Source organism: Humibacter ginsengisoli (assembly GCF_054780095.1).
In genome coordinates this window covers 860847-887457 of record NZ_BAAGWZ010000006.1, presented here as the reverse complement: position 1 = coordinate 887457, position 26611 = coordinate 860847, and the positions used below count along the sequence as shown (strand labels likewise).

Below are 26611 nucleotides of genomic sequence, written 5' to 3'. Positions count from 1 at the left end.
GCCGTTGCGGTTACGCCTTCGTGACTTCCACCTCGACGACGGCCCATGACAGCGCGGGGAGCGTGACACGCAGCGTGGCGCCGTCGATCGCGACGTCGCTCAGCGGCTTGAGGCCGACGCGGTCCTGGTTGTGCTCGTTGTTCGTGGTGAAGCGGTCGGCGCCCTCGGGCACTGTCAGCACCTCGGCACGGGTGACGCGTGCGGCGTCGAAGCCGCGCAGCGTCGCCGTGACCTCGGCCGCATCGTCCAGGCCCCGGTTGGCCAGGAAGAAGGCGACCCGGCCGTTCTCCTCGTCCCACGTCGCGCTCGCGTCGACCAGGTCGGCGTCGCCGTATTTCGCGGTCTCGAACCGGTCGCTCGTGGTCGACAGGCGCAGGATCTCGCCCTTCGCGAGCTCGGACATCCGGGCGAACGGCCAGAAGATCGACTGACGCCAGGCCGGTCCGTTCTCTTCGCTGCGGATCGGTGCGATCACATTGACCAGCTGGGCCTGGTTGGCGATCGACACCCGGTCGCCGTGGCGCAGCAGCGAGTTCAGCAGGGTCCCCACCACGACGGCATCCGTCACGTTGTACTCGTCTTCGATGATCCGCGGATGCTCGTGCCAGCCACCGCGCGCCTCGATGGTCGACAGCTGGTCGTCGCCCTCGCGAGCCGTGAGGTACCAGACGTTCCACTCGTCGAACGAGAGGTTGATGTGCTTGGAGTGCTTGCCCTTGGCCCGCACCGCGTCGGCGGTGGCGATCACACCGTCGATGAAGAGGTCCATGTCGACGCCGGAGGCGAGGAAGCTGGCAGCGTCGCCGTCTTTCTCCTCGTAATACGCGTGCAGCGAGACGTAGTCGACCACGTCGTAGGTGTGGCCGAGCACGGTCTGCTCCCAGGAGCCGAACGTGGGCATGCCGCGGTTCGAGCTGCCCGAGGCGACGAGCTCGATCGACGGGTCGACCAGCCGCATGGCCTTGCCCGCCTCCTGCGCGAGGCGCCCATACTCGTCGGCCGTCTTGTGGCCGATCTGCCACGGTCCGTCCATCTCGTTGCCTAGGCACCACAGCTTGATGTCGAACGGCTCGGATGCCCCGTTCTTCTTGCGCAAGTCGCTCAGGTAGGTGCCGCCAGGGTGGTTGGCGTACTCGACGAGTTCACGAGCGGCCTCGACACCGCGCGTGCCGAGGTTGACCGCCTCCATGATCTCCACGTTCGCCTTCTTCGCCCAGCCGGCGAACTCGTGCAGACCGAACGCGTTGGTCTCCACGGTGTGCCAGGCGCCGTCGAGACGGCGAGGACGCTGGTCGACAGGTCCTACACCGTCCTCCCAGTTGTAACCGGAGACGAAGTTGCCGCCCGGGTAGCGCACGACCGTGACGCCGAGCTCCTTGACGAGCTCCAGCACGTCCAGCCGGTAGCCGTTCTCGTCTGCATCGGGGTGGCCCGGCTCGTAGATGCCGGTGTAGACGCACCGGCCCATGTGCTCGACGAAGTTACCGAAGATCCGTCTCGGAACGGGCCCGACCGTGAAGTCGCGGTCGACGGTGATGGTGGCGCGGGGCATAGAACTCCTTTGTCGTTGTGCGTCGGTCTGTGCGTCGTCAGGGTGAGGCGGGTGCATGCCCGCATTCGAAACCAGCGACCACATTACATCGTTGAAGTGAGGGCGCGAACCCTTTCTGGCCGGTCGCGCCGAGTGCTACCGTTACCACGTTGAAATGAGCGCTCGCGCTCGGCTATGGTTCCCCCACACCACCCACGCCGCGGCAGCGGCGCACGACAAGGAGGTCGTCAACGACATGGCACGAAGCAGCACGGGCCTGAGTCGCCGGGCTTTTCTCGCGGCCGGGCTGGGCGCCGCCACGGTCCCGCTCCTCGCCGGATGCTCCAGCGGCACCGGCACGACAGTCGCCGCGGGACTCTTCGGCACGAAGCTCCCCACCTCGACGCTCATCTACTGGAACCTGTTCGGCGGCGGCGACGGCACCCGCATGCAGGCGATGGAAGCCGGCTACGAGAAGCAGTACGGCGCGAACTCACTCCAGGCGACGACGTTCGCGTGGGGCAACCCGTACTACACGAAGGTCACCCTCGCCACTGTCGGCAACAAGCCGCCGGACGTGGCGGTCTCGCACCTCACGCGGGCGAAGCCGCTGTGGGACGGCGGCCTGCTCGAGCCGATCACGGATGACGACCTGGCCTCGGTCGGCCTCAGCGCATCCGACTTCAGCCAGCGACCGTGGAACGAGCAGCGCACGGACGGACAGAACATCTGCGTGCCGCTCGACACGCATCCGCTCGTCATGTTCTACAACGACGACGTGTGCCGCAAGGCCGGCCTGATGGACTCGAGCGGCACCCTGAAGAAGCTCAACAACCTGGATGAGTTCGAGTCCGCGCTGGCGGCGATCAGCAAGGTCACCAAGGGTCCGGCGATGACCATCGCCAACGTGGCCGGCGAGACCGCGACGCCATGGCGTGTGTTCTGGACGTTCTACAACCAGCACTCGCAGGCGACACCGTTCCTCTCCGACAACGGGTCGAAGCTGACGGTGAATGAAGATGTCTTCAACGACGTCACCACCCGACTGCAGTCGTGGGTGAAGAAGGGCTGGGTGAACAGCGGTCTCGACTACGCGACGGCGGAGTCCTACATGTTCACCGGCAAGGCGGGGCTCTACCTCGAGGGTGAGTGGGAGATCACGACCGCTCAGTCGGTGAAGGGCCTGAAGTTCGGCATCGTGCCGGTTCCGACGCTGTACGACAAGGCCGCCACGCAGGCCGACTCGCACACCTTCGTGCTGCCGCGCAAGGATCGCACACCCGAGCAGCGCAAACAGGCGATGCTGTTCATCCGCTCGATGCTCGACCAGAGTCTCACCTGGGCGAAGGGCGGGCACATCCCGGCCTACCAGCCTGTGGCGCGGAGCGCTGCGTACAAGACGCTGAAGCCGCAGTCGGACTACGCGTCGGTCGCCTCCAGCGCCGTATACGACGACCCGGCGTGGTACGGCGGCTCCGGCTCGACGTTCGAGAACATCGTCGGCGCCCAGCTCGGGCTCGTGCAGCAGCTCACGCTGTCTCCTCAGGAGGCCCTGCAGGCCATCAAGTCCCAGTTGAGCGTGTATCTGAACACGCCAAGCCCGCTCTAGAACCCACACTTTCTCCCGGAGGTACCACCGTCGTGACCACCGCAACCGCTGCCCGACCCCGGCCCCGTGCCGTTCGGAACTCGGGCCTGACCTATCGCTCGCCGCTGCAACGCAAGGATGGCCGGAGCGCCTGGCTCTTCCTCGCCCCGTTCGGCGTCTTCTACCTGGCGTTCCTGCTCGGTCCCACCATCTACATGCTCGTGATGAGCTTCTTCAACACCTCGATGGTGCGCACGGGGCTCGGATCGTTCGCGGGCTTCGCCAACTACGCCGAGATGCTCACGAGGCCGGACTTCTGGAGCTCGCTGCTGCACACGCTGCAGTTCACTCTCTACACGACCCCGCCACTGGTCATCCTCGCGTTCGTCTTCGCGGTGCTGACCAACCGGTTCAACCGCGGACAGTGGTTCTTCCGGCTGGCCTTCTTCCTGCCGTTCATCCTTCCTTCGGCGACGATCTCGCTGATCTGGGTGTTCGTGTTCACACCGAGTACGGGGCTCTGGGCGATGGTGGAGACCTGGTTCGGCATCACGCCAGGTTCCGGCGTGCTCTCCAGCCCGAACACGGCGATGATCGGCGTGGCGATCGCCACGGTCTGGTGGACGCTCGGGTTCAACTTCGTGCTCTACATCGCCGGTCTCCAGGAGATCCCGCGCGAGTTGTACGAGGCGGCGGCGGTCGACGGGGCGTCCGCGTGGTCGCAGATCCGTTTCATCACGATTCCGATGCTCGCCCGCACCACGACCCTCGTGGTGCTGCTGCAGATCATCGCCAGCCTCAAGATCTTCGACCAGGTGTACCTGATGACCGGTGGGGGACCGGGCATCTCCACTCAGGTCTCGCTGCAGCTCATCACCGGCACAGCGTTCACCGACAATCGGCTCGGTGCGGCATCAGCGGCGAGCGTGCTGCTGTTCATCGTGATCATCGTGATCGCGATCATCCGTCAGCTCACCGACCGTTCCGCAGCCAAGAAGGAGGCCTGACATGGCGATCTCGACCCCACGTCCTCGTCTCAAGTCCCCGGTCTCGGGCGCGGCTCCCGCGCGTCAGACCGCCACATCGCGGGTGAGCGGGCGAACGTTCAACATCGTCGCGCTGATCGTGCTCATCGTCTTCGCGATCATCTGGCTCATCCCCAGTCTCTTCGCACTGAAGACGTCGCTCACCGACAATGGCACGGCGGCTCTGGGGGCTTCGGCGATCCTGAGCAACTGGAATCCGACACTCGCGTCGTATGCGTCGTATTTCGCCTCCGGCACCATCTGGAACTGGTACATCGCCAGCGCCATCACGTCGGTCATCACCGCCGTGCTCACCGTTTTCTTCGCCTCGATGGCCGCGTTCGCATTGTCGCGCCTGCGGTTCCGCGGCTCGAACACGGTGCTGCTGCTGATCATCCTGGGCATCATGATCCCGAGCCAGGTGCTGATCGTGCCGATCTTCCAGGAGCTCAACGCGCTCAGCCTGCTGAACACGTACTGGTCGGTGATCTTCCCGCAGGTGCCCGCCGTGATCGCGGTGTTCATCTTCAAGCAGTTCTTCGACGGCATACCGCGTGAACTCGAGGAGGCCGCTCGCATCGACGGCGCCGGCCTGTGGAAGATCTATTGGTCGGTGATCATGCCGCTGTCGCGCCCGGTCATCGCGGCCGTGACGATCCTCACGTTCGTGGGCGTGTGGAACAACCTGCTGCTGCCGCTGTTCGTGCTCTCCAACCCGAACCTCATGACGATCCCGGTGGGACTCGCCACGGTGCAGGGCAGCTTCGGGCAGCGCTATGCGGACATCCAGGCAGGAGCGATCCTGGCGGCGTTGCCGCTGATCATCCTGTACCTCATCTTCCAGCGCCGCATCGTCGAAGGCGTGACCGGAAGCGGTCTGAAGGGCTGAGCGCACCTACGGTCGGTTGAGAGCCCGTCGGAGCCCGCGAAGGGGTTTCGACGGGCTCAGCCGACGGCGTGACGGGTGCTCTCACGCACGATGATGCGGTGCTGCACCGTGACGAGCATCGCATCGCGAGCCCGATCGGTGATGCGGGCCTCCAGCCGGTCCAGCGCGGCGTCCGTGAACGCACGCTTGTCGAACGACACGGTCGTCAACGGCGGCGAGGCGTACTCGCCGTGCGCGATGTCGTCGAAGCCGGCGACCGAGATGCCTTCCGGCACCTGGATGCCCCGCCGCCAGAGAGTGCTCAACGCGCCGATCGCGAGTGAATCCGTGAAGCAGAACAACGCATCCGGAAGCGGGGAGCGCTCGAGGAACGCATCCATCGCCGATGCACCCCCGTGCGGTTCCCAGTCGTCGCAGCCGATCTCGAGCGCGGGATCGTGGCGGATGCCCGCATCCGCCAGCGCGCGCCGATATCCGGCGGTGCGCAGCCGGGCCGTGAACGTGTTCGTGCGCACGGGTGAACCCAGAACGGCGATGCGCCGGTGGCCGAGACCGATGAGCGTGGTGGTCATGTCGTACGCGGCCTGATCGGGGTCCACGCGCACCTGGTCGAGCCTGCTCTGCTCGACTTCGCCGATGAGCACTGCGGGCGGAAGATGCGCCGAGTCGTCGGGCAGAGTGAACTCGTCGGACACGATCGGGTTGAGCACCAGCCCGTCGACCATCTGCGCTCGCGCACGGGAGAGCAGCTGCTCTTCGCGCTCCGGGCGGGCACCGGTCTCCTCGATCTGGATGCCCCAGCCGCGCTCGTGCGCCGCCTCGACGAAGTGGTGTGCCATCTCGGCCGAGTACGGGGTGGCGAGGTCGGGCAGCGCCAGCGCGATGACGCCCGTACGGCCGTTACGGAGTCCCCGTGCGCTGAGGTTCGGCACGTAGTCGAGCTCGGCAAGGGCCTTCTCGACTCGCTCCTTGGTCTGCGGGCGCACGAACACGACGCCGTTGATCACGTTCGAGACGGTCTTGGCCGAAACACCGGCGAGCGCGGCGACGTCTTTCACCGTTGCGCGCATGCGCCCCCTTTCGTCGCCAGGGTGAGCCTACCGCCGCAACCGAGCTCAGCCGGTGTTCTGCAGGCCGGCAGCGACTCCGTTGACGGCGAGGAGCAACAGGCGGCGCAGCTCGTCCTGCTGCGTGTCGTCGATGGTGGAGGCATCCGCGTCGCTGCGAAGCGCTCGCAGGGCCCGGAGCTGCAGCAGGGAGAGCGCGTCGACGTACGGGCTGCGCAGCCGCACGGCACGGCGCAGGACGGGCCGGTCTGCCAGGAGCTCGGATGCGCCGCTCGTCTTCAGAGCCCACTCCCGCGTCAGCGCCATCTCCTCGAGCACCAGATCGGCGAGATCCTGCCGGTCGCCGAGGGCGAGGTAACGCCTGGCGAGCCGCTCGTCCGTCTTCGCGAGCGACATCTCGACGTTCTCGATCATGGTGCGGAACAGGGGCCAGCGGTCGTAGGCATCCCGCAGCAGCTTCTCGTCGCCCACCGCGGCGAGCGCGGAGCCGAGGCCGAACCAGCCGGTGAGGTTGATGCGGGCCTGCGTCCAGGCGAAGACCCACGGGATCGCGCGAAGGTCTTCGAGCGACTCCAGTGAGAGCCCGCGGCGGGCCGGCCGCGAGCCGAGCGCGAGCAGGCCGATCTCCTCCTGCGGGGTGACGAGCCCGAACCACGGGGCGAATCCTTCGGAGCGCACCAGCTGGAAGAAGCGCTCCCGGCTGACGCGGTCGAGCTGGGCGGCGAGATCGGAGAACTCGGCGGCGGCGCGAGCATTGCGTCCGCCGATCGATGGTGCGGATGCCATCAGGGTCGCCGCTGCGATCTGCTCCAGGTGCCGCACGGCGATGACCGGATCGCCGTACTGGGCGAAGATGACCTCGCCCTGTTCGGTGAGCTTGAAGCGCCCGTCGACGGATCCCGGCGGCTGCGCCAGCACGGCCTCGTTGGCGGGCCCGCCGCCGCGTCCGAGCGACCCGCCGCGGCCGTGGAACAGCGTGAGCACGATGCCGTTGCGCTCCGCCCAGTCCGCGATCCGCGCCTGCGCGTCGTACAGGGCCAGCGTCGCGGAGACGGGGCCGACATCCTTCGACGAGTCGGAGTAGCCGAGCATGACCTCCAGACGGCGCCCGGTCTGGTCGAGGCGCTTCTTCACCTCGGGGATCTCGATCATGCGGTCGAGGATGTCCGTCGACGCATTGAGGTCGTCGAACGTCTCGAACAGCGGGATGACGTCGAGCACGGGTGCTGCCTCGGCCGACCCGAGCGCGTGCTCGGCCAGTCGGTACACGTTGGCGATGTCGTCCGCGGACTGAGTGAACGAGATGATGTAGCGGCGGGCGGCATCCACGCCGTAGCGGCTCTGCAGGTGCGCGATCACCCGGAACACCTCGAGCACCTCGGCGCTCTGGTCGTCGAGGTCCTCGTCGCCATTCGCTCCGGCCGCGATCGCCTCGAGCGTCTGCCGGTGCACCTTAGAGTGCTGCCGCACCTCGAGCTCGGCCAGGTGGAAGCCGAACGTCTCCACCTGCCAGATGAGGTGCTGCACCTCGCCGTAGGCGTTGCGCAGGTCGCCCGCCTCTGCCAGCGACTGCTGCACGATGCGCAGGTCGTCGAGCAGGGCATCCGGTCCGTCGTAGGCCAGGTCTGCGTTGCGCCTCCGGGTGGCGGCGATACGCTCGGCCACCACGAGCAGCACGCGGCGGTGAGGCTCGTTGGGGGAGCGGGTGGCGACATCCGCCGTGAGCTCCTCGGTGAGCGCGCGCTGCCGGCGCCAGAGGTCCTGCAGCTGAAGGCTGGGTGGGGTGTCGCGGCCGTCGAGCGTGAGCGTGCGCCCGATGCGGTCGGTGGCGCGCTCCAGGCCGAGCAGCACGTGCTCGGAGGCGATCGCCGCGGCTTTGCGCGTGATCTTCGAGGTGACGAACGGATTGCCGTCGCGGTCGGCACCGATCCAGCTGCCGAACCGCACGAAGGCGCGGGACTCGGGTGCGCGCGGCGAGGCATCCGGTCCTGCGAGTCGTTCGTCGATCAGCCGGTAGACGCGCGGAAGCACCTGGAACAGTGTCTGATCGAAGATGTTCATGGCCGTTCGCACCTCGTCGAGGGGCGTCGGGCGGTTGGAGCGCAGCGGCGCCGTGCGCCACAGCGTGTCGATCTCGGCCAGTAGCTGCCGCTCGTTCTCCATACGGGCGAGCGTGCCGAGGCGCGGGTCGTCATGTTCGGCAACGAGTTCGCTGATGCGACGGATGGCATAAGCGATGGCGCGGCGACGCGCCTCGGTCGGATGCGCCGTGAGCACCGGGCGGAACTCCAGGTTCGCGACGCGTTTGCGCGCCTCCGCATCGCCGACCTCGTCGCTGAGCGCGGCGAACGCGCTCGCGAACGATTCGGCCGGCCGATGGCCATCGGTGCTCCATGGGTCGCGTGCGAGCAGCACGCGCACGCGGTGTCGCTCCTCGGCGAGGTTGACCAGGTGGAAGTAGCACGTGAACGCGCGGGCCACCTGCTCAGCGCGGTCGAGACTGAAGCTCTCCACCAGCGCCTCGGCATCCTCGATGGATGCCTCACCATTGCGCTCGTACGCGTCGATCGTCAGTGCACGTAACTTTTCGACATCATCGAGCAGGTCCGGTCCGCCGGACTCGGCCAGAACGCGTCCGAGCAGCTCGCCGAGGAAGCGCACGTCGGAGCGCAGCGCTTCGGGCACCTCGCCGCTGCGCACCTGGCGCGCGGCGGCGGAGTCGTCGCTCGGGTCGACGGCGGAGTGGCGGGGGGAATGATTCGAGGGGGCACCGTTCGTCATCGGCATCAAGGGTACGGCGGGGGAGGGGGTGGCCGGAAACCGGGCGGTGCGGGTGCGGTCAGCGAAGGGCGAGCTCGATCTCGGCGCGGTGGCAGAGGAGGTGGTCGAGTGCGCCTGCCCAGAAGTCGGCATGGCCGTCGACCGCCATGCGCGCCCACGGCTGCGTTCCCGTTGCGATGCTGTCTATGAGGAGGTCGCGCATCGCCTCGGTGCGCTCGACCATCGACGACGGCAGCGCCGTCCGCATCTCGGGCGAGGCGTCGTAGCCGTCGAGAACTGCCCGGAGCAGCGGAATGGACTCGTCGAGTTCGTGCTCGTGGTCGAGCTGTGCGAACGCACGCGCCGCGTAGCCGAGATCGGCGACCCTGGTCGTCGGCCCCGCGCCGTCCCAGTCGATGAACGTCCAGCGGTCGCCGTCACGGATCAGGTTCCACGGCGCGAGGTCGTTGTGACCGATGACCTCGTCGCCGGCGCTTCGCATCGCCGACGTCCAGATATCCGCTTCGGTACGTTCGAAGGATGCGGCAGCTTCGTGGAGCGCGCGGATGCTCGCGCCGACGCGTGCGGCATCCGCCTCGTCGATCGGCATGGAGCTCATCGCCTCGATGCCCGGGACGAACTCCAGGATCTGGCGGCCGTGGTCGTCTTTGCCAAGGTGCTTGGGAACGACGTCGCCGACCTCGTCGTGGAGGTGTTTCAGGAGCCGCTGAACGCTCGGAGTCGATTCAGTCCACGGTTTACGCACGGTGTTGCCCGCCCGCACGACGAAGGACGACGCGTTGCCGCCGGTCAGGAGGAACTCCGGGATGGGCACGTTGACAGTCTGGCGGAGTGACCGCGAGAGACTGGTCGTCGTGTCTGCCGCACTGCCGCACTTGCTTGCGCAACAAGAGGATCGCGTGACCGTTCTGTTCCGCGGTACCGGCGGGGAGCGCCCTGTCGTCGTCAAGGTGTCGCCGAATGCGGGGGAGTTTTCGCGTGAGGTCCGAGCGCGGGAGCTTCTCGCCGGGCGGGGACTGCCCCTGGCCCTACCGATTGCCCATCAGGCGGGTGCACCGTCGACGCTCACGTTGCCGTGGATTGCCGGTGATGCCGTGAACGAGGGTCATCCTTCAGCGGTGCACGAACAGGTCGGCGCTTTGATCGCTCAAGTGCACGCAACGTCAGTACCAACCGACTTCGCTGGGAACTCAAGTTGGAGCCAGTGGATGGCGGGGTGGCTCTCGCATGCACTGTCGTGGTGGAAAACCTTCCGCTCCCCTGACGATGTGCCGGCGCAAGATCTCGAAGACCGACTGATCCGCCTTGCGCCGAATATGGATGAGGCTTGCGGCGGGGCCATCCTTTTCGACGGGCGGCCTGAGCATTTCATCGTCGGCGAAAGCGGTGACATCGGCATGATCGACGTGGAAGAGCTTCGCGTTGGCGACCCCGCGATGGACATCGGCGTTTTGGCGACCTGGATCCCCGGCGCAATACCTGCGGTCCTATCGGGCTTCGTCAGCGGGGGAGGCCGGGTAGATGCCGCTTTTGAGAAGCGTGTGCACTTCTACACGGTGCTGCGCATGCTCGCGGCAGCCGAGTGGCACCGAGAGCACCTGAACGACGACCGCACCGCGATGGATCTCCTCGACAGGCTCGATCGATCCACCGTGTGACCGGGCGGTTGGCCGCGTTCGCTGGGCAGTCGCAGCAAAATGCCGCCCAGGGTTCGTCGCGTGCCGTGGCGTTTCGTCTTTCCGTCCACAGGTGTCCGTTCGGCCGGGTTGTCCACAGGTAAAGTACCTGGTCAGGGGTTGGTTCGGAATGTCGGTGGGTGCTGGTTGACTCATCGGTATGAACAGTTCGAACGCATCGGTCGCCGAACCTGCGGCGACGTTCACGGATGTGTTCGATGCGCTCTGCTCAGCGGTGGATGACGCGCTCCCCGCGCGGGGCGTGCACGGTCTCGAGGACGAGGCTCTACTTGAGGCGACCCGGGCGGTGGAGACACTGGGTCGGAAGGTGGACGCCCTGCGTGCGCACTGTGCTGGGGAGATCCTGGAACGCTCCCCGAAAGGACTCGGTGCGGAACGCCTCTCCGCCCGTAACGGGTGCCGCACCCCGGCAGAGTTGACGGCACGGTTGACCGGGGTGTCGGAGGCGACCGCCACCCGGCGTGCCGCGCTCGGGCAGGCGGTCACGGTGCGGGGTTCGCTCACCGGTGGCCTGTTGCCGCCGAAGTTCCCCACCGTCGCACAAGCAGTCGCCGCCGGGGACCTGGGTGAGGATGCCGCCCGCATCATCGTCTCCACCCTGGCCGGGATCGAGCATCGTGCTGATCCGGACGATTGGGCCGCCGCCGAGGCCGACCTCGTCGCCTCCGCCGTGCACGAGGGGTTCACGGCGGACCAGACGAGGGTGCAGGCGACGGTGTGGAGGGTCGCGTTGGATCCGGACGGGGTGGAGGGGGATGCGGAGGAGGCGATGCGGCATCGTGCGCTGACCCGGTTGGGCACCCGGGGTGGGCTGATCAGGTATCGGATGGAGTTGATGCCGGAGATCTCCGGGAAACTGGAACAAGCCCTCGCCGCCGTGGTGTCCCCGAAGTCGAAACCCGCGTTCCTGAACGGCGACCAGCTGACAGAGGCTGGCCTGGATGACCGTACGTCGTCGCAGCGGCGGCATGATGCGTTCGCGTCCCTGATCGACGCCGCCGCCCGCAGTGCGGAGGTTGCGTCGATGGGTGGTGCTGCACCCACTGTGCTGGTCACCGTGGACGAACACGACCTCCGAGATGGGCGTGGTGCCGGGTGGATCGACGGGGTGGACGAGCCGATCCCGATGGCAGCGGTCACCCAGTTCGCCTGCGCCGGCGGCATCCAAAAACTCCTGATCCGGGACGGGCGGATCGTGTCGTTGTGGTCACCGCAACGCTGCTTCACCCCACAACAACGCCGCGCGATCGCCGCCCGCGACAAAGGATGTGTGATCCCCGGGTGTCGGATCCCGGCCAGCTGGTGCGAGATCCACCACGTGGTAGAGCACTCGAAGGGTGGGCCGACGGAAACCGGCAACGGAGTCGCCCTGTGCTGGTACCACCATCACTACGTCGACACCGGAGGCTGGGCCATCAAGATGATCCACGGCGCACCACACGTCCGAGCACCAGCATGGATCGACCCCACCGGAACCTGGCGACCCACCGGCGTCACCCGAGGAAGTCTCAAACGACGCGAATGAACGCGGCGGCGGCGCGACGAGTGCCGAACGTTCCCGCGTCATAGTGACTCATGAAGTGCGCCGGCGCACGTCGTGCGGGATGAGCTTGTCGCCGTGAGCGCTAGGCATCCGCACTACCCCGCCAGCACCTTCTGGATGCGCTGCAACGACACAGTCTCCGCCGTGCCGAGGTGCTGTGCGAAAAGGCTCACGCGCAGTTCCTCGAGCATCCATCGCGCATGCTCGAGCGAGGGGCGCGGGTGCGGCGGGAGCGGGATGCTGCCACCGGCATCCGTGAATCGTGTCGTGGCCGTCTGCACCTCGTTCATCCAGACACGGTCGCGCCCCGGGTTGTCGGCCAGACGCTCGATGCGCCACACCAGGGCCTGCAGATACCGCGGCAGGTGTCGCAGGTGCGCGAGTCCGGTGCGGGAGACAAAACCGGGGAACACGAGGCCGGCGAGCTGAGCACGGGCATCCGTCAGCGCGCCGAGCAGCGCCATGGACGATGTCGCCGAGAGCGCCTTCTCGGCGGCACGAGACCCGGTGAGTATGGCCGCGACGAGCGAGACCGTGTCGAACAGGGCATCCATCACGGTGGTCGACACCAGATCGCGCACACGCTCGAACTCCGCACGTGTGAAGACCAGACCACCCGGCACGGACTCGCGCAGTGCCGAGTCGACCACCGCGGCGAGGCAGTCGTCGAACAGCGCTTTCGTCGATGAGTACGGACTCGCGGCCAGCGCGAGCTTCTCCGCACCGGTCAGGTGCTCCTGCACGTACCCCACGGGCGACGGGATGCCGTTCATCAGCAGCCTGCGCACGCCGTCGGGGAGCGAGCGCTCCTGCTCGTCGACCGTGCCGACGACGCGGATGGCGACGCCGTCCTTCTCCACCACCAGCGTCGGATAGCCGCGGATGACGCTACGTGGCATGCCCGTTCCGCGTCCGCCCTGCTCGGTGTCGACGAAGCGCGGCAGCTCGTCGAAGTCCCAGGTGGTGAGGCCGCCGCGCTCGATCGGATCACGGCGCCGCTCGGATGCCTTCGCCACCGATTCCCGCACCTTGGGCGCCAGGCTGCGCTGCAGCTCTTCGAGGTCCTTGCCGGTCGCGACGACGCGGGAGCGCTCATCGATCACACGGAAGGTGATGCGCAGGTGGCCGGGGAGGCGCTCGATGTCGAAGTCAGTGGGATCGACGGGCGTTCCGGTGAGCCGTCGGATGGTGCGGGAGAGGATCGCAGAGAACGGTTCAGCGACGCTCGTGTCGGCGCCGTGGGCGCCCGTGCCGGGATCGGTCTGGCTCGGCCCCGACCCGAGCCCCGGCGGCAGCTCCGCAGCTATGCGAGCCGCCCAGTCCGCGGCGGGAACCAGGGAGCGACGGAGCGCCTTGGGCAGAGTGCGGATCAGCGCGGTGATGAGGTCGGTGCGCAGCCCGGGGACCTGCGCGTCGAAGCCCTCGGGTGAGAGCCGTGGCAGCAGGGCGAGCGGAACCTGCACGGTCACGCCGTCGTCGTCCGACCCCGGTTCGAAGCGATAGCTCACCGCCAGCCGCTGGTCGCCCTGGCGCCAGACCGGCGGGAAGGCATCCTCGTCGATCGTCGCCTCCTCGACGTCGTCGACCAGGTCTTCCCGGCGCATCGTGAGTAGGCGGCCATTGGTTCGCCGCTCCTGGCGCCACCACGACTCGAACGAGCGGGTGTCGGTCACGTCCGCCGGAATGCGCTCGTCGAAGAACGACACCATCGCCTCGTCGTCGAGCAGGATGTCCCGGCGCCTGGTGCGCTCCTCGACCTTCTCGAGCTCAGCACGCAGCTTCGCGTTGGAGCGCTGGAAGTCGAACGCGTGATCCCGCACGTCGCCGGGCCACTCGCCACCGACCAGTGCATGCCTGATGAACAGCTCACGCGCCAGTGGGGCATCGATGCGGCTCAGCTGAGCGCGACGCCGCGCGATGATCGGCAGCCCGAACAGGGTGACCTTCTCGAACACGACGGCGGAGCCCTGCCGCTTCTCCCAGTGCGGCTCGCTGTAGCTGCGGCGCACCAGGTCGCCCGCGAGCGGCTCGGCCCAGGCCGGGTCGATCGCCGCATTCATTCGGGCGAACAGGCGACTCGTCTCCACCAGTTCCGCACTCATCATCGCCTGCGGCTGTTTCTTGGCCAGAACGGATCCCGGGAAGATCAGAAAGCGTGTGTTCCGCGCCCCGAGGTAGTCGCGCTTCTGCGCATCCCGCAGGCCGAGGTGCGACAGCAGCCCGGCGAGCAGAGACTTGTGGATGCCGTCGGCATCGATCTTCGGATCGCCCGGGACCAGCCCCAACGGCTTCGCGGTACGGCGAAGCTGCCGATAGAGGTCCTGCCACTCCCGGATGCGCAGGTAATTCAGGAACTCCGCCTTGCACATGCGCCGGAATGCGCTCGACGACAGCTCCTTCTGCTTCTTCTCCAGGTGATTCCAGAGGCCCAGCAGTGTCAGGAAGTCGCTCGTCGGGTCGGTGAATCTCGCGTGCTGTTGATCCGCCTGCGCGCGCTTCTCGAGCGGCCGCTCCCGCGGGTCCTGGATGGTCAGACCGGCGACGATCGCCATCACTTCGCGTACTACGCCGTGACGGCCGGCCTCCACGAGCATCCGCCCGAACCGGGGGTCGATGGGCAGACGCGCCAGGGCTCGCCCGGTCTTCGTGAGCGCGCCGTCGCCGATGGCGTTCAGCTCCGTCAGCAGATCGAGGCCGTCCTTGATGCCTCGGGAATCGGGCGGGGTGAGGAACGGGAACGCCGCGATGTCGCCCAGCCCGAGCGAGATCATCTGCAGGATGACCGCAGCGAGGTTCGTGCGCAGGATCTCCGGTTCCGTGTACTCCGGCCTCCGCTCGAAGTCCTCCTGCGAGTAGAGCCGGATCGCGATGCCATCGCTCGTGCGTCCCGACCGTCCCGATCGCTGCTTCGCGGATGCCTGGGAGATCGCCTCGATCGGCAGACGCTGCACCTTCGCACGCGTCGAGTACCGCGAGATGCGGGCGGTTCCGGCATCGATCACATACCGGATGCCCGGAACGGTCAGGCTCGTCTCCGCCACGTTCGTGGACAGCACGATGCGACGACGGATGCCCGCGGGCACGGCTCCGAAAACGCGGTGCTGGTCAGCGGCAGACAGCCGGCCGTACAGCGGGAGAACCTGAGTCGAAGCCGCCTGGCCACGGCGCGTGAGGTGCCCGCGCACCGCATCTTCGGCATCCCGGATCTCCGTCTCACCGGAGAGGAACACGAGCACGTCGCCGGGCTTCTCGCGACCCAGCTCGTCGAGCGCGTCGGTGATGCCCGTCAAATAGTCGCGGTCTGCAGGCGAGGCGGCATCCACATCGTCGTCACCCTCGTCCTCGGCCACGAGGGGGCGGTACCGCACCTCCACTGGGTACGTGCGCCCTGAGACCTCGATCACAGGGGCGGGATTGCCCTCGGCGTCTGCGAAGTGCCGGGCGAAGCTCTCCGGGTCGATCGTGGCGCTCGTCACGACCACCTTGAGATCGGGACGGCGCGGCAAGAGCCGCTTCAGGTATCCGAGCAGGAAGTCGATCGTGAGGCTGCGCTCGTGCGCCTCGTCGATGATGATCGTGTCGTACGCGTTCAGGTCACGATCGCGGTGGATCTCGTTCAGCAGGATGCCGTCGGTCATCACCTTGATGCGCGTCGCCTTCGACACCTCGTCGGTGAATCGCACCTTGAAGCCGACGAGCCCGCCGACGTCCTGACCCAGCTCCTCGGCCACTCGCTCGGCGATCGCGCGCGCCGCGATGCGTCGCGGCTGCGTGTGCCCGATGGACTTGCGGCCGAGCTGAAGGCAGATCTTCGGCAGCTGCGTCGTCTTGCCCGAGCCTGTCTCGCCGGCCACGATCACGACCTGGTGGTCGTCGATGGCGCGCGCGATGTCATCCCGCCGTTCACTGACCGGCAGCTCGGGCGGGAAATGGATGACGAGGTCGGCGGGCGGGTCGACGGGGACGGAGGACATGAGCCCTCCATCCTATTGCGCGCGCTCAGTCGTCGATCTTCGGGTCCGGCAACGCGATGTTGACCGTTGCCGGCGTGATCTCGTCCCCGGTCTCCAACGGCCGGCGGCTGAAGTACTTCCTGCCCTTCTTCCAGAAGATCGCCATGGGCACGAGGCCGAGTGCGATCGTGCCGATGCCGATGATGAGCACCAGCGGGTCCGCTCCGGGAATGGACAAGAAGAAGATGCACACCATGAAAACCGCGCCGACAGCCGGCCACAGCCCGATGAAGATGAAGTTCTTCACCGACTTGAAGATCTCCTTGCGATACGCCACGACGACGGCGATGCCGGCCAGCGCGTAATAGAAAGCGATCTGGAAGCCGATCGAGCTGATCGCGGCACTCATGATCTGACCGACGCTGCCCAATGCATTCGAGCCGATGAACAGCACGAGGGAGACACCGGTCACGATCAGTGTTGCGAAGGCGGGCGTCTTCCACTTCTTGTGCGTGGTGCCGAAGAGCCTCGGCAGAGTGTGATCGCGGCCCATGGCGAACAGCGAGCGGGTGACCTGGATGAGCGTGGTCTCCAGCGTGGCGATCGTCGAGAGCATGACGGCGACGATGAGGATCTTGCCGCCCACTCCAGGGATGATCGCCTGGCCCAGATCGCCGATCAGATTGGCGTTCGGATTCACTGCGGTCTTCTCCGGGAGCATGACCTGCGTGGCGATCGTGAAGACCTCGAACAGCAGGAACACGATGATCACCCCGATGATGCCGCCGGCACCCGACGTCTTGCGGCCGTTGGTGGTCTCCTCGTTGAGGTTGGAGCTCACATCCCAGCCCCAGTAGTAGAAGGCCGCGATGAGCGCTGCGCCGACGAACCCCGTGATTCCGCCGAAGTGCGAGAAGCCGAACCAGTCCCACGAGAATGCCGCACCGGCGGTGTGCACCCCGACCAGACCCTTCACGATCGCAATGACCGCGAACACGACGAGGATGGCGACCTCGATCGACGACATGATCCATTGCGCGAGAGCGGTGATCGTGACGCCCACGAGAACGCATCCGGCCATCACCAGGAACCAGAGCGCACCGACACCGGTCACGAGCCACACATTGCTCGTGGCCTTCTCATCGAACAACGACACCGTGTACTGACCGGCCGGCAGGGCTCCCGCAACCATGAAAATCGTCGCCGAGATCACGAGCGACCAACCCGAAAGGTAGCCCAGGATCGGATGCAGGGCACGGCCGACCCAGGAGTACGAGGCGCCGGCATTCACATCGGATCGGCCGAGGTACGAGAACGCCCAGGCGATGCCGAGCATCGGGATGCCGCACCACAGCAGTGCAGCGGGCGCGGCGAGGCCCGCGGCGCCGATGAGCAGAGCGGTGGTGGCCGCGATCGAGTACGCGGGGGCGCTGCCCGCGACGGCCATGACGACCGCCCCGGCGGCACTGACCCCGTTCGCCTTGAGCGCGTGTTCGGGTTCTTCGGAGGCGGGGCTGGTCGCCCGCGTCTGTGTGGCATCCGACATCGTCGTCGACCCTTCGGGAGATGGGTGGTCTCGAGGCATCCGCGAGGCCGACCTGAAAGTACCACCGCCGGCAGCGCTCCACGAGTGATGACGATCACTCTGCTTCGGGTGATGTGTGCGGGATTCGATCCGTCGCCGGACGATTCGCGGCGGGGTACGCGTCTGGTCCTACGACGCGCCGAGACGACGGTGGGCTTTGACAGACTGTCACCCGTGAAACTCTGGCGGTCTCCTGCGGCGCGGACGGGCGCATCCGTCGCCATCGCCACCGGCCTCTACGGCGTCTCGTTCGGCGCGCTCAGCGTCGCCTCCGGGTTGGACTTCTGGCAGACGCAGGTGCTCAGCCTGCTGCTGTTCTCCGGCGGGTCGCAGTTCGCGTTCATCGGCGTGCTGGCAGGGGGAGGAGCAGGCGGTGCGGCGCTCGGATCGGCCGCGCTGCTGGGCATCCGCAATGCCGTGTACGGCATGCAGCTGAACGCCTTGCTTCAGCCGAAGGGATGGCTGCGCTTCGGCGCCGCGCACGTGACGATCGATGAGTCCATGGCGACAGCGAGTGCGCAGACCGATCCGGCGGAGCGGAAGCGCGCGTTCTGGGTGACCGGCATCGGCATATTCCTGTTGTGGAATGTGTTCACGGCACTCGGCGCGCTGCTCGGCGGAGCCATCGGCGACCCGAAGACATGGGGGCTGGACGGAGCAGCCGTCGCGGCGTTCCTCGGACTGCTGTGGCCACGGCTGAAAGCACGAGAGCCGGTCGCGATCGCCGTGGCGTGCGGGGTCGTGACAGTCGTGGTGATCCCGTTCGTGCCGCCCGGAGTGCCGGTACTCGTCGCCGCCGTCGTCGCCGCTGTCTGGGGCTTGCTCGGCGTCGGCGCTGCGGACGAGGGTCTCGAACCCGACGTGGAGCCGCCCCACCGAGCTGCCGGCGAAGGACGACTGTCGTCGGACGAAGGGCGGATGCCGTGACCACGTGGCTCTACATCATCGCGGCCGGCGTCGTCGCATACCTCACGAAGCTTCTCGGATACCTCGTGCCGGCGAAGGTGCTGAAGAACAAGCGGATGACCCGGGTAGCCGGCACTCTCACCATCGGGCTGCTGGCATCCCTCACCATGATCAACACACTCGCGAACGGGCAGCAGTTGGCTCTCGACTCGCGGATCGGCGCACTCGTGGCCGCGCTCATCGCCCTGCTGCTGCGCGCCCCGTTCCTCGTCGTCGTGATCGTCGGCGCTGCCGCCGCCGCGCTGCTGCGGCTCGCGGGGCTTCCCTGACCGAACGGACCGCGGCCGCTCGCTGACGCCATCCACAGCACCGGAGTGTAGGTTTCTAGCCATCCCGATCGGGTGCCGTGTCAACGTCGACAAGGAGCAGCCATGACAGAGATGCCACAGACGGTGGAGAACCCGGAGACGGCCGACAGCGTCGTCTCCTCGCCCGCCAGGCCCGCAGGATTTGCGACCATCTCCGTGGCCGCCATCCTCGCGGAGGCGGCCAGACAGAATCCCGACCGCACTGCGGTCATCTTCGCCGATCAGAAGATCGGCTACGCGCAGCTGTGGTGGGAGACCCGCCGGTATGCGGGGGCCTTGCGTGCTCGCGGCGTCGGACACGGAACGCCGGTTGCCGTGCTCATCCCGAACGTGCCCGACTTTCCGCGCGTGTACTTCGCGATCCTCGCCCTCGGCGGAGTCGTCGTGCCCGTTCATGCACTGCTCAAGGCCGACGAGATCGCCTACGTGCTGCGCGACTCGGGCGCCGTAGCCCTGATCTGCGCGGCCCCGTTGCTTGGCGAGGGTACGAAGGCTGCGGGACTGGCCGGGGTCGACGTGCTCAGCGTGCTGGTGCCCGACGAAGCGACGGCGGACCTGCCGTTCCCGCGGTTGGAAGACGAGGCATCCGTCGCCGAACCGATCGCGAGCTATGAGCCGATGGATCCGTTCGACACCGCGACGATCCTGTACACCAGCGGCACCACCGGGAAGCCCAAAGGAGCGGAGGGCTGTCACTTCGCGATCGTCGAGCAGACCAGCTCGCTGCTGACCGATGCGTTCGATCTGAGGGCTGATGACGTTGTTCTCGGATGCCTGCCCCTCTTCCACACGTTCGGGCAGGTCTGCGTGATGAACGTCGGGTTCCGCGCGGGAGCGACCGTCGTGCTGCTTCCGAAGTTCGACGGAGCCACCGCGCTCGAGCTTCTCAACAAGCACAAGTGCACCATCATGACCGGCGTGCCCACGATGTACATCGCGCTGCTCGAGGCGGCGAAGGCGAATCCGGAGCGCCCACCGCTGAAGTACGGCCTCTCCGGCGGCTCAGCGCTGCCGCTCGCCGTGATCGAGCGGTTCAAAGAGGTGTACGGGGTGAGCATCCACGAGGGCTACGGGCTGACAGAGACGTCGCCCGTCGCCACGTTCAACGTCGTGGGAAAGCCGACCAGGGCGGGTACCGTGGGTCAGCCGCTCTGGGGCGTCGAAGTGGAGGTCGCGAACCCGGAACTCGACGACCGCATCGAACTTCTTCCGCGCGGAGAGCTCGGCGAGATCGTCGTTCGTGGACACGACCTGATGAAGGGATACCTTCACCTGCCGGAGGCCACGGCCGCAGCCGTCATCGACGGCTGGTTCCGTACCGGTGACCTCGGCACGAAGAGCGACGACGACTACATCACGATCGTGGACCGCAAGAAGGACATGATCGTGCGCAACGGCTACAACGTCTACCCGCGAGAGGTGGAGGAGGTGTTGTCGACGCATCCGGCCGTCTCGATGGCCGCCGTGTTCGGGGTCTCGCACGAGACGCACGGGCAGGAGATCATGGCCGCCGTCACGCTCATGCCGGGCGCGACCGCGACCGAAGAGGAGCTCATCGAGCACACGAAGGCGCAGGTCGCGGCGTACAAGTTCCCCCGCAGAGTGGAGATCGTCGAGTCGATGCCGCTCGGGCCGAGCGGCAAGGTGCTGAAGCGCGAGCTGATCCGCATCTACGACGTGTGACGCTCGGGGAAGCGGTGCTCCGACGGCCACTCGACCAGATCGGCCTCCCACGTGCCGGGCAATCCGATGCGGCGCACGGCTCGGTTCAGGGCGAACAGGATGAAGCCGACGAGCAGCAGCAAGGCGAAGGCGGCGATCGACCAGCCCACACCGACCGCGCTCAAAAGCGCGCCGGCAAGAAGTGGCGCTACCGGCGCCACCACCGTCCACGAAAGCGACAGCACCGAGTTCATTCGTGCCTGCATGGTCTGGGGTGTGATCGCGCTGACGTAGCCGAGCAGACCGGAGTTCACCGGAGGGATGAACAGCGACATGACGATCGCGAGCAGCACGTACTCGACGTACTGCGTCGAGAGCGCCAGCCCGAAGCCGCCGAGCACCGACGGCACCATGCACACGATCGCGAGCGGGCCGCTCGGGAATCGCTTGACGAGCGGCGGTGCGGCGATCGATCCAGCGAGCATCGCCACACCGGATGCCACGTCGACCAGTGCGATGAGCAGCGGTGCGGTGTGGATGGCCACCAGGTGCAGATTGATCGACACGAACGCGCCGCCGAAGGCCAGATTGAGCAGCGCGAAGACCCCGATTCCCGTGCGGATGACCGGCACTGTCCACACGAACCGGAACCCGTCGACGAGCGACGCGGCCACGCTTTGGGAGTGGCGCTGCGGATGCCTGTCGTTAAGCGGCACCCGCACGAACAACGCGGTCGCTCCCGCCAGCGCGTAGCCGAATGAGCTGGCGAGGAACGGCAGCGTGCGGGAGAGTCCGTACAGCAGCCCGCCCAACGGTCCGGACAGCAGGCTGGCCACCGCACCTCGGCCCTGCATCGCCGCCATCGCGCTTCCGAGCTGCTCGGACGACACGACGTAGCGGATGCCGGCAGCTTCCGTCGGTGCATAGAAGGCGGACACTGCCGAGGCGACCAGGAGCGCTGCCGCAAGCTCGAAAGCGTTGAGCACGCCCGTGGCATCCGCTGTCCAGAGCGCCAGCCAGATAAGCAGTCCGACCGCGGAGCACAGCAGTAGCAGCAGCCGCCGATCTACGCGGTCGGCGATGACGCCGGCGGGCAGTACCGCCAACAACACGCCGACCTCGCTGATCGCGCCGATCACACCCGACCAGAAGACGGAGCCGGTGATGGCGAACGCGATCAGCGGAACCGCGAACACCGCCGCACCGTTGCCTATCAGTTGCGAGGTCTTGCCCGTCATGAGGAGCAGGTAGGGCGCATTGCGCCACAGTGTCTGTGTGCCGTTTCCGGCCGCGGGATCGGCGCAGTGATCGCCGGAGGAGGCCGCAGCGGATGCGGGGGATGAGTCGCTCACGGCCACGAGCATAGATCCGCAATGTCTGTTGCGCAAGAGATCTTGCGCAACAGACATTGCCCATTTGATAGTCTGAACTCGTGGTCGAGAAGTCGCACGCGGTGACGGATCCTGTGATGCTGCGTGCGCTCGCGCATCCGCTTCGGCAGCGGATCATCTGGGAATTGGCTGCCCGCGACCATCTCCGTGCAGCCGACCTCGCGAGGATCACCGCAGAGCCCGCGAACTCGCTCAGCTTTCACCTGCGGACCCTCGCCAAGGCCGGCCTCATCAAGGAGGTGCCCGAGAAGGCGAGGGATGGCCGGGACCGTGTCTGGACCATGGCGTTCCAGCAAGGTCTCTACTTTCCCGACACGAGCGACATGGCGGACAGGTTCATGGCGGAGCGTCTGGAATGGATCAAGGGCATTCTCGACGAGAGCCTTCCCCGTGACCCGGCGGCGTCGCGCCTGCAGTACATGGGCGCGGTCGTGCTGACGAAGGAAGAGGCCGAGCAGATGGCCGAGGAGGTCGTCGAGGTCTTCGAGAAGTGGCGCGTGCGGGGAGCTGCCGCTGCGGAGGAGCATCCGGACGACCCGTCGAGGGTCTTCCACTACACGGCTGCATACGTGGCGAATCCCTGGCCGTCGCCGGAATCGGCGGCCGAGGTGCACGACCTCGGAAGCTCTGCCGTCGACGGTCCGGCCAGGGCGGACTGAGTTCGAATCGAGGTCGGAAATCGGTTTCTTGCTAGCGTTGAAGCATGACCGACACGAACGTCCCCACCCTCGAACTGAACAACGGCTCGCGCATTCCTCAACTCGGATTCGGCGTGTTCCGGGTGGATCCCGACCACACAGCCGAGATCGCCGGGAACGCGCTTGAGGTCGGCTACCGTCACATCGACACGGCCGCGGGCTACCGCAATGAGGCGGGCGTGGGCGAGGCGGTGCGGGCATCCGGTATCCCGCGCAGTGAACTGTGGATCACGACGAAGCTGGCCAACGGCGATCAGGACCGCCCCGAGGATGCGTTCCAGGCGAGCCTCGACGCGCTCGGCCTCGACTATGTTGACCTCTACCTCATCCACTGGCCACTGCACGAGAAGGGCGTCTACCCCCAGGTCTGGAAGTCCCTGACCGCGATCGCGGAGTCGGGGCGGGCCAAGTCGATCGGGGTCTCGAACTTCCAGATCGAGCACCTGGAGCGCATCATCTCGGAGACCGGCGTGACACCGGCCGTGAACCAGGTGGAGTTGCACGTGGAGTTCCAGCAGCGCGAACTGCGCACGTTCCACGCTGAACACGGCATCGTCACGGAGGCGTGGTACCCGCTCGGCGGCGGGACGATCAGCGAGGCGCCCGAGCTCAAGCGGATCGCGGATGCCCATGGCAAGTCGGTCGCGCAGGTGGTGCTTCGCTGGCACATGCAGGTGGGGAACATCGCCATTCCGAAGTCCAACCACCGCGAGCGCATGGTGGAGAACCTCGACATCTTCGATTACGAACTGACGTGGGACGACATGCAGGCGATCGCCGCACTCGACAAGGGTGAAGCGGGACGCCGTGGCACGCACCCCCTCAGGATGCGCGTGCCCGCATAAGCTTCGTTCATGGAGCTCATCGCACAGGGGCGAGCCGCCGACGTCTTCGACCTCGGCGGTGGGAGGGTGCTGCGTCGCTACCGAGGCGACGGCGACGCCCAGTTCGAGGCCCGCGCGATGCTGCACCTCGAGGAGTACGGGTATCCGGTTCCGCACGTGTTCGATGCGGAGGGCGGCGACCTCGTCTTGGAGCGTGTCGACGGCGGCACCCTCTTCGACGAGTTGCTCCACGAGCCCGGGCAGTATCGGCGCTACGGCCGGCTGCTGGGGGAGCTGCACGAGCGGCTGCACCGGCTGCCCGCTCCGTCGTGGCTCCCGAGGGTGCCAGGCGCAGTTGACGGCGATGCCGTGTTCATCCACCGCGACCTGCACCCGCAGAACGTGATCCTCAGCGAGCGCGGCCCGGTGGTCATCGACTGGCCGGACGTCGCCGCGGGGGCTGCCGCGACGGATGCCGCGATCACCGTCATCCTGACGCTCGGCTCGGACCTGGACGTCGAGCCGCAGCTGGCCGAGCACATCGAGCCGTTCCGCGCCCTGTTCATCGACGCGTTCCTGGAGACATGCGGAACCGATCCGCGCGGTGCTCTGGCCGAAGCGATCGAGTACCGCCTGGGCACGCCGCATAACACGCTCGCCGAGACTCGGTGGTTGGAGCGGGCGGCGCCGCACTGTCTCGACGCGTTCTATCTCGAGTCGCGCGAGCTGCAGCCCCGCGAGCTGTAGAGCGAGCCGCGCCGGGGCTCACTCCTCGCCGGCGCGCCCGTTTCGCGACGGTACGAGAGCCAGCACGAAGAGCAGGCACAGCAGCACGAAGATGGCGAACGCGCAGATCAGGTCGCTCGGCTTCGACGGAAAGAGGCGCCCGTCGATCGACATCACCATGGTCGTCTCGACCAGGCCGAACAGTATGTAGAACACCGCGAGTCCGGCGATGAGCCATCCCGGTCGGCGGCCGCGGCGGTGCAGAGCGGTGCGGCGCAACTCGACCGTGAACGCGAGCAACAGGACCGGCAGGATGTTCGCCAGTGCCGCCGCGGTCGGTGCGTCAACGATCGTGACGTTCACGTTCGCGACTCTATCGCTGCGCCCCAGTTCAGAGCATCATCGAGTCGGCAGCGAAAGCGAACTCTCCCCGCTCTGGTCCTGGTCTGTGGCGGCATGCCTAGGCTGGCGAGATGCCGAATCTTCTGGCCGACGCGGTGAGTCCCTACCTGCGCGCACATGCGGACAACCCGGTGGACTGGCATCCGTGGGGCGAGGAGGCGTTCGCCGAGGCGGCAGAGCGCGACGTTCCCGTGTTCGTGTCGATCGGCTACGCCACCTGTCATTGGTGCCACGTGATGGCTCGGGAGAGCTTCAGCGACCCGCTGCTCGCCGCTCGCCTCAACGCCGGCTTCGTGCCGGTGAAGGTGGACAGGGAGGAGCATCCCGACGTGGACGCCGCGTACCTCGCGGCAGCGAGCGCCTTCACGCGGGGTCTCGGATGGCCGCTCAGCGTCTTCGCCACGCCGGACGGCCGCGCGTTCTTCGCCGGAACGTACTTTCCACCCGAGGTGCGCGGGGGAATGCCGTCGTTCGGGCAGGTACTGGATGCCGTGACGGATGCCTGGACCCACCGCCGGGACTCCGTCGCCGACACCGCGGCACGGGTCGCGGCGGCGATGGAGGAGCTGGGGAGAGACGCGCACGACGGCGGTGTGGATGCCTCCGTGCTCGACAACAGCCGGCTCATCAAAACAGCCGACGCACTCGCCGCCGCGGAGGATCCGGAGTTCGGCGGCTTCGGCACGCCCCCGGACTTCGCCGGGCCGAAGTTCCCGAGCGTGCCGGCGCTCGGATTCCTGCTCTCCAGCGGATCCGATTCCGGCCGGCGCAGCGCACTGCACACCCTGGATCGCATGGCCGGCTCTGCGTTGCGAGACCCGGTCGACGGCGGCTTCTTCCGCTACGGAACGCGCAGGGACTGGAGCGAGCCGCACTACGAGCGCATGCTCTACGACAACGCCGGGCTCCTGCGCCTGTATGCGGACGCCTCGCTCGCCGTCCAGACCAACTCCGGCACCAGCGGTGCGCGATTCGCTGAGGTCGCTGAGGGCATCGCCGGCTTCCTTCTCGGCACGCTCCTCGTCGACGGCGGCTTCGCCTCCGCGCAGGACTCCGAGAGCGAGGTCGACGGCGAGCGGCGGGAAGGTGCCTACTACCGGCTGGATGCCGCGGCGCGGAGCGAGCAGCCGCGACCGGCACTCGACGAAAAGGTGCTGACCGGCTGGAACGGACTTGCGATCGGCGCTCTCGCCCACGCCGGCGCCCTTCTGGGGCGCTCGGAGTGGGTCGTCACGGCAGCTTCGGTCGCCGACGGGTTGCTTGCCTCGCACGTCTCAGACGACGGGACTCTCATTCGCGCCTCGCTCGCAGGTCGCGCCTCCGCTGCCGCACCGGCGCTCGAGGACTACGGCTTGATCGCTCGAGGACTGCTCGACGTGTTCCTCGCCACCGGCGAGCCGCGCTTCGCGTTCGCGGCCCGCACTCTGGCGGATGCGACGCTGGACGCCGCCGAAGCCGCTCCCGGCCGCTCGCCGTTCGCGGTTCCGGGGGGTGGCGATCCGGTGCTGGCCGCGCACGGTCTCGTCTCCGACGCAGACCCGTCGGAAGGCGCGTATGCCGGTGGGCTGTCGTCGCTCGCGGGCGCGTGCCGCGTGCTGTTCGCGCTGACCGACGATGAGCGCTACGAGCGGGCATCCCGCTCCGGGATCGGCTCGGTCGCCGACGTCGCGACGCGCTCGCCGATCGCGTTCGGCGGCGTGCTGCAGACGGCGACCGCGCTCGCCGCTGAGCTGCAGCAGCTCGTTGTGGTGTGCCCTCGACGGCCCGGCGAGACGGTCGTGCGGGAGACGGCGGTGCGGACGCAGAGCCTGGGTGCGGGTGCCGCGGGGGTGGCGGTGTCGGAGCGGGCGGCATCCGATCTCTCCGACGCGGGTTTCGCCCTGTTCGACGCCCGGACAGCACTTCGCGGCGAGCCGACGGAGTACCTGTGCCGGGCGTTCACCTGCGAGCTGCCGCGGCCGTTCGCAGCCTGAAC

General features: G+C 67.4%; 20 protein-coding genes. 12 read left to right on the top strand and 8 right to left on the bottom strand.

The features are described 5' to 3' along the window. Nucleotides 1-10 precede the first annotated feature (10 nt). A complete protein-coding gene (arfA, locus tag ACYVI5_RS12400; RefSeq protein WP_460580429.1) occupies nt 11-1552 on the bottom strand; it encodes an alpha-N-arabinofuranosidase in 1542 nt (513 codons plus the stop codon). 154 nt (nt 1553-1706) lie between these two features. On the opposite strand from arfA, the gene ACYVI5_RS12395 reads away from it, so the two are divergent. The 3 genes from ACYVI5_RS12395 to ACYVI5_RS12385 are packed head-to-tail and all read left to right on the top strand — an operon-like array spanning nt 1707 to nt 5033. Next, nucleotides 1707-3140 carry a type 2 periplasmic-binding domain-containing protein gene (locus ACYVI5_RS12395; protein ID WP_460532795.1) on the top strand — a complete coding sequence of 478 codons (1434 nt, stop codon included), beginning with the start codon at nt 1707-1709 and terminating at the stop codon, nt 3138-3140. Between the two features lie 32 nt (nt 3141-3172). Then, entirely contained in the window at nt 3173-4126 is a 954-nt protein-coding gene (locus ACYVI5_RS12390) for a carbohydrate ABC transporter permease (RefSeq protein ID WP_460532798.1), read from the top strand. Nucleotide 4127: 1 nt separating this feature from the next. After that, on the top strand, nt 4128-5033 hold the full coding sequence (locus tag ACYVI5_RS12385; RefSeq protein ID WP_460580428.1) for a carbohydrate ABC transporter permease: 906 nt from the start codon (nt 4128-4130) through the stop codon (nt 5031-5033). A gap of 56 nt (nt 5034-5089) precedes the next feature. Here the strand turns inward: ACYVI5_RS12385 and ACYVI5_RS12380 are convergent, their stop codons facing one another. Genes ACYVI5_RS12380 through ACYVI5_RS12370 form a run of 3 tightly spaced genes read right to left on the bottom strand, consistent with a single transcriptional unit; the run spans nt 5090 to nt 9695 of the window. Then, nucleotides 5090-6103 (bottom strand): LacI family DNA-binding transcriptional regulator, encoded by a 1014-nt coding sequence (locus ACYVI5_RS12380; RefSeq protein WP_460580427.1) that lies wholly within the window; start codon nt 6101-6103, stop codon nt 5090-5092. 45 nt (nt 6104-6148) lie between these two features. Beyond that, nucleotides 6149-8881 carry a phosphoenolpyruvate carboxylase gene (locus ACYVI5_RS12375; protein WP_460580426.1) on the bottom strand — a complete coding sequence of 911 codons (2733 nt, stop codon included), beginning with the start codon at nt 8879-8881 and terminating at the stop codon, nt 6149-6151. Nucleotides 8882-8939: 58 nt separating this feature from the next. Then, nucleotides 8940-9695 carry an aminoglycoside phosphotransferase/kinase family protein gene (locus tag ACYVI5_RS12370; protein WP_460580425.1) on the bottom strand — a complete coding sequence of 252 codons (756 nt, stop codon included), beginning with the start codon at nt 9693-9695 and terminating at the stop codon, nt 8940-8942. Between the two features lie 40 nt (nt 9696-9735). Between ACYVI5_RS12370 and ACYVI5_RS12365 the strand changes: the two genes are divergently transcribed. Together ACYVI5_RS12365 and ACYVI5_RS12360 are read left to right on the top strand one after the other, a co-directional pair. Continuing rightward, nucleotides 9736-10539, top strand: coding sequence for a phosphotransferase family protein (locus ACYVI5_RS12365; RefSeq protein WP_460580424.1), 804 nt, complete (start codon nt 9736-9738; stop codon nt 10537-10539). Between the two features lie 178 nt (nt 10540-10717). After that, nucleotides 10718-12103: an HNH endonuclease signature motif containing protein gene (locus ACYVI5_RS12360; RefSeq protein ID WP_460580423.1), complete on the top strand. Its 1386-nt coding sequence runs from the start codon at nt 10718-10720 to the stop codon at nt 12101-12103. Nucleotides 12104-12216: 113 nt separating this feature from the next. Here ACYVI5_RS12360 and hrpA read toward each other — a convergent pair whose 3' ends face one another. After that, nucleotides 12217-16095, bottom strand: coding sequence for an ATP-dependent RNA helicase (gene hrpA, locus ACYVI5_RS12355; protein ID WP_460580422.1), 3879 nt, complete (start codon nt 16093-16095; stop codon nt 12217-12219). 25 nt (nt 16096-16120) lie between these two features. After that, nucleotides 16121-17620, bottom strand: coding sequence for an APC family permease (locus ACYVI5_RS12350; protein WP_460580421.1), 1500 nt, complete (start codon nt 17618-17620; stop codon nt 16121-16123). Nucleotides 17621-17833: 213 nt separating this feature from the next. Here ACYVI5_RS12350 and ACYVI5_RS12345 point away from each other — a divergent pair, with 213 nt between their 5' ends. The 3 genes from ACYVI5_RS12345 (at nt 17834) to ACYVI5_RS12335 (ending at nt 20616) form a co-directional block, all read left to right on the top strand. Beyond that, a complete protein-coding gene (locus ACYVI5_RS12345; RefSeq protein ID WP_460580420.1) occupies nt 17834-18586 on the top strand; it encodes an AzlC family ABC transporter permease in 753 nt (250 codons plus the stop codon). Beyond that, nucleotides 18583-18894: an AzlD domain-containing protein gene (locus tag ACYVI5_RS12340; protein ID WP_460580419.1), complete on the top strand. Its 312-nt coding sequence runs from the start codon at nt 18583-18585 to the stop codon at nt 18892-18894. The genes ACYVI5_RS12345 and ACYVI5_RS12340 overlap by 4 nt, the downstream gene beginning before the upstream one ends. A 111-nt stretch (nt 18895-19005) precedes the next feature. Beyond that, on the top strand, nt 19006-20616 hold the full coding sequence (locus ACYVI5_RS12335; RefSeq protein ID WP_460580601.1) for a long-chain-fatty-acid--CoA ligase: 1611 nt from the start codon (nt 19006-19008) through the stop codon (nt 20614-20616). On the opposite strand, the gene ACYVI5_RS12330 is transcribed toward ACYVI5_RS12335, so the two are convergent. Next, nucleotides 20604-21947 carry an MFS transporter gene (locus ACYVI5_RS12330; RefSeq protein WP_460580418.1) on the bottom strand — a complete coding sequence of 448 codons (1344 nt, stop codon included), beginning with the start codon at nt 21945-21947 and terminating at the stop codon, nt 20604-20606. The two genes, ACYVI5_RS12335 and ACYVI5_RS12330, sit on opposite strands and share 13 nt — an antisense overlap. 80 nt (nt 21948-22027) lie before the next feature. Here ACYVI5_RS12330 and ACYVI5_RS12325 point away from each other — a divergent pair, with 80 nt between their 5' ends. Genes ACYVI5_RS12325 through ACYVI5_RS12315 form a run of 3 tightly spaced genes read left to right on the top strand, consistent with a single transcriptional unit; the run spans nt 22028 to nt 24255 of the window. Further along, a complete protein-coding gene (locus ACYVI5_RS12325) occupies nt 22028-22645 on the top strand; it encodes a helix-turn-helix domain-containing protein (RefSeq protein WP_460580417.1) in 618 nt (205 codons plus the stop codon). Between the two features lie 44 nt (nt 22646-22689). Continuing rightward, entirely contained in the window at nt 22690-23529 is an 840-nt protein-coding gene (locus tag ACYVI5_RS12320; RefSeq protein WP_460580416.1) for an aldo/keto reductase, read from the top strand. A 9-nt stretch (nt 23530-23538) separates the two neighbouring features. After that, complete coding sequence (locus tag ACYVI5_RS12315; RefSeq protein WP_460580415.1) at nt 23539-24255, top strand: BUD32 family EKC/KEOPS complex subunit; 717 nt, start codon at nt 23539-23541, stop codon at nt 24253-24255. Nucleotides 24256-24273: 18 nt separating this feature from the next. On the opposite strand, the gene ACYVI5_RS12310 is transcribed toward ACYVI5_RS12315, so the two are convergent. Beyond that, nucleotides 24274-24597, bottom strand: a complete 324-nt coding sequence (locus ACYVI5_RS12310; protein WP_460580414.1) for a hypothetical protein — start codon at nt 24595-24597, stop codon at nt 24274-24276. A 110-nt stretch (nt 24598-24707) separates the two neighbouring features. Here ACYVI5_RS12310 and ACYVI5_RS12305 point away from each other — a divergent pair, with 110 nt between their 5' ends. Next, nucleotides 24708-26609: a thioredoxin domain-containing protein gene (locus tag ACYVI5_RS12305; protein ID WP_460580413.1), complete on the top strand. Its 1902-nt coding sequence runs from the start codon at nt 24708-24710 to the stop codon at nt 26607-26609. The last annotated feature ends 2 nt before the right edge of the window (nt 26610-26611 follow it).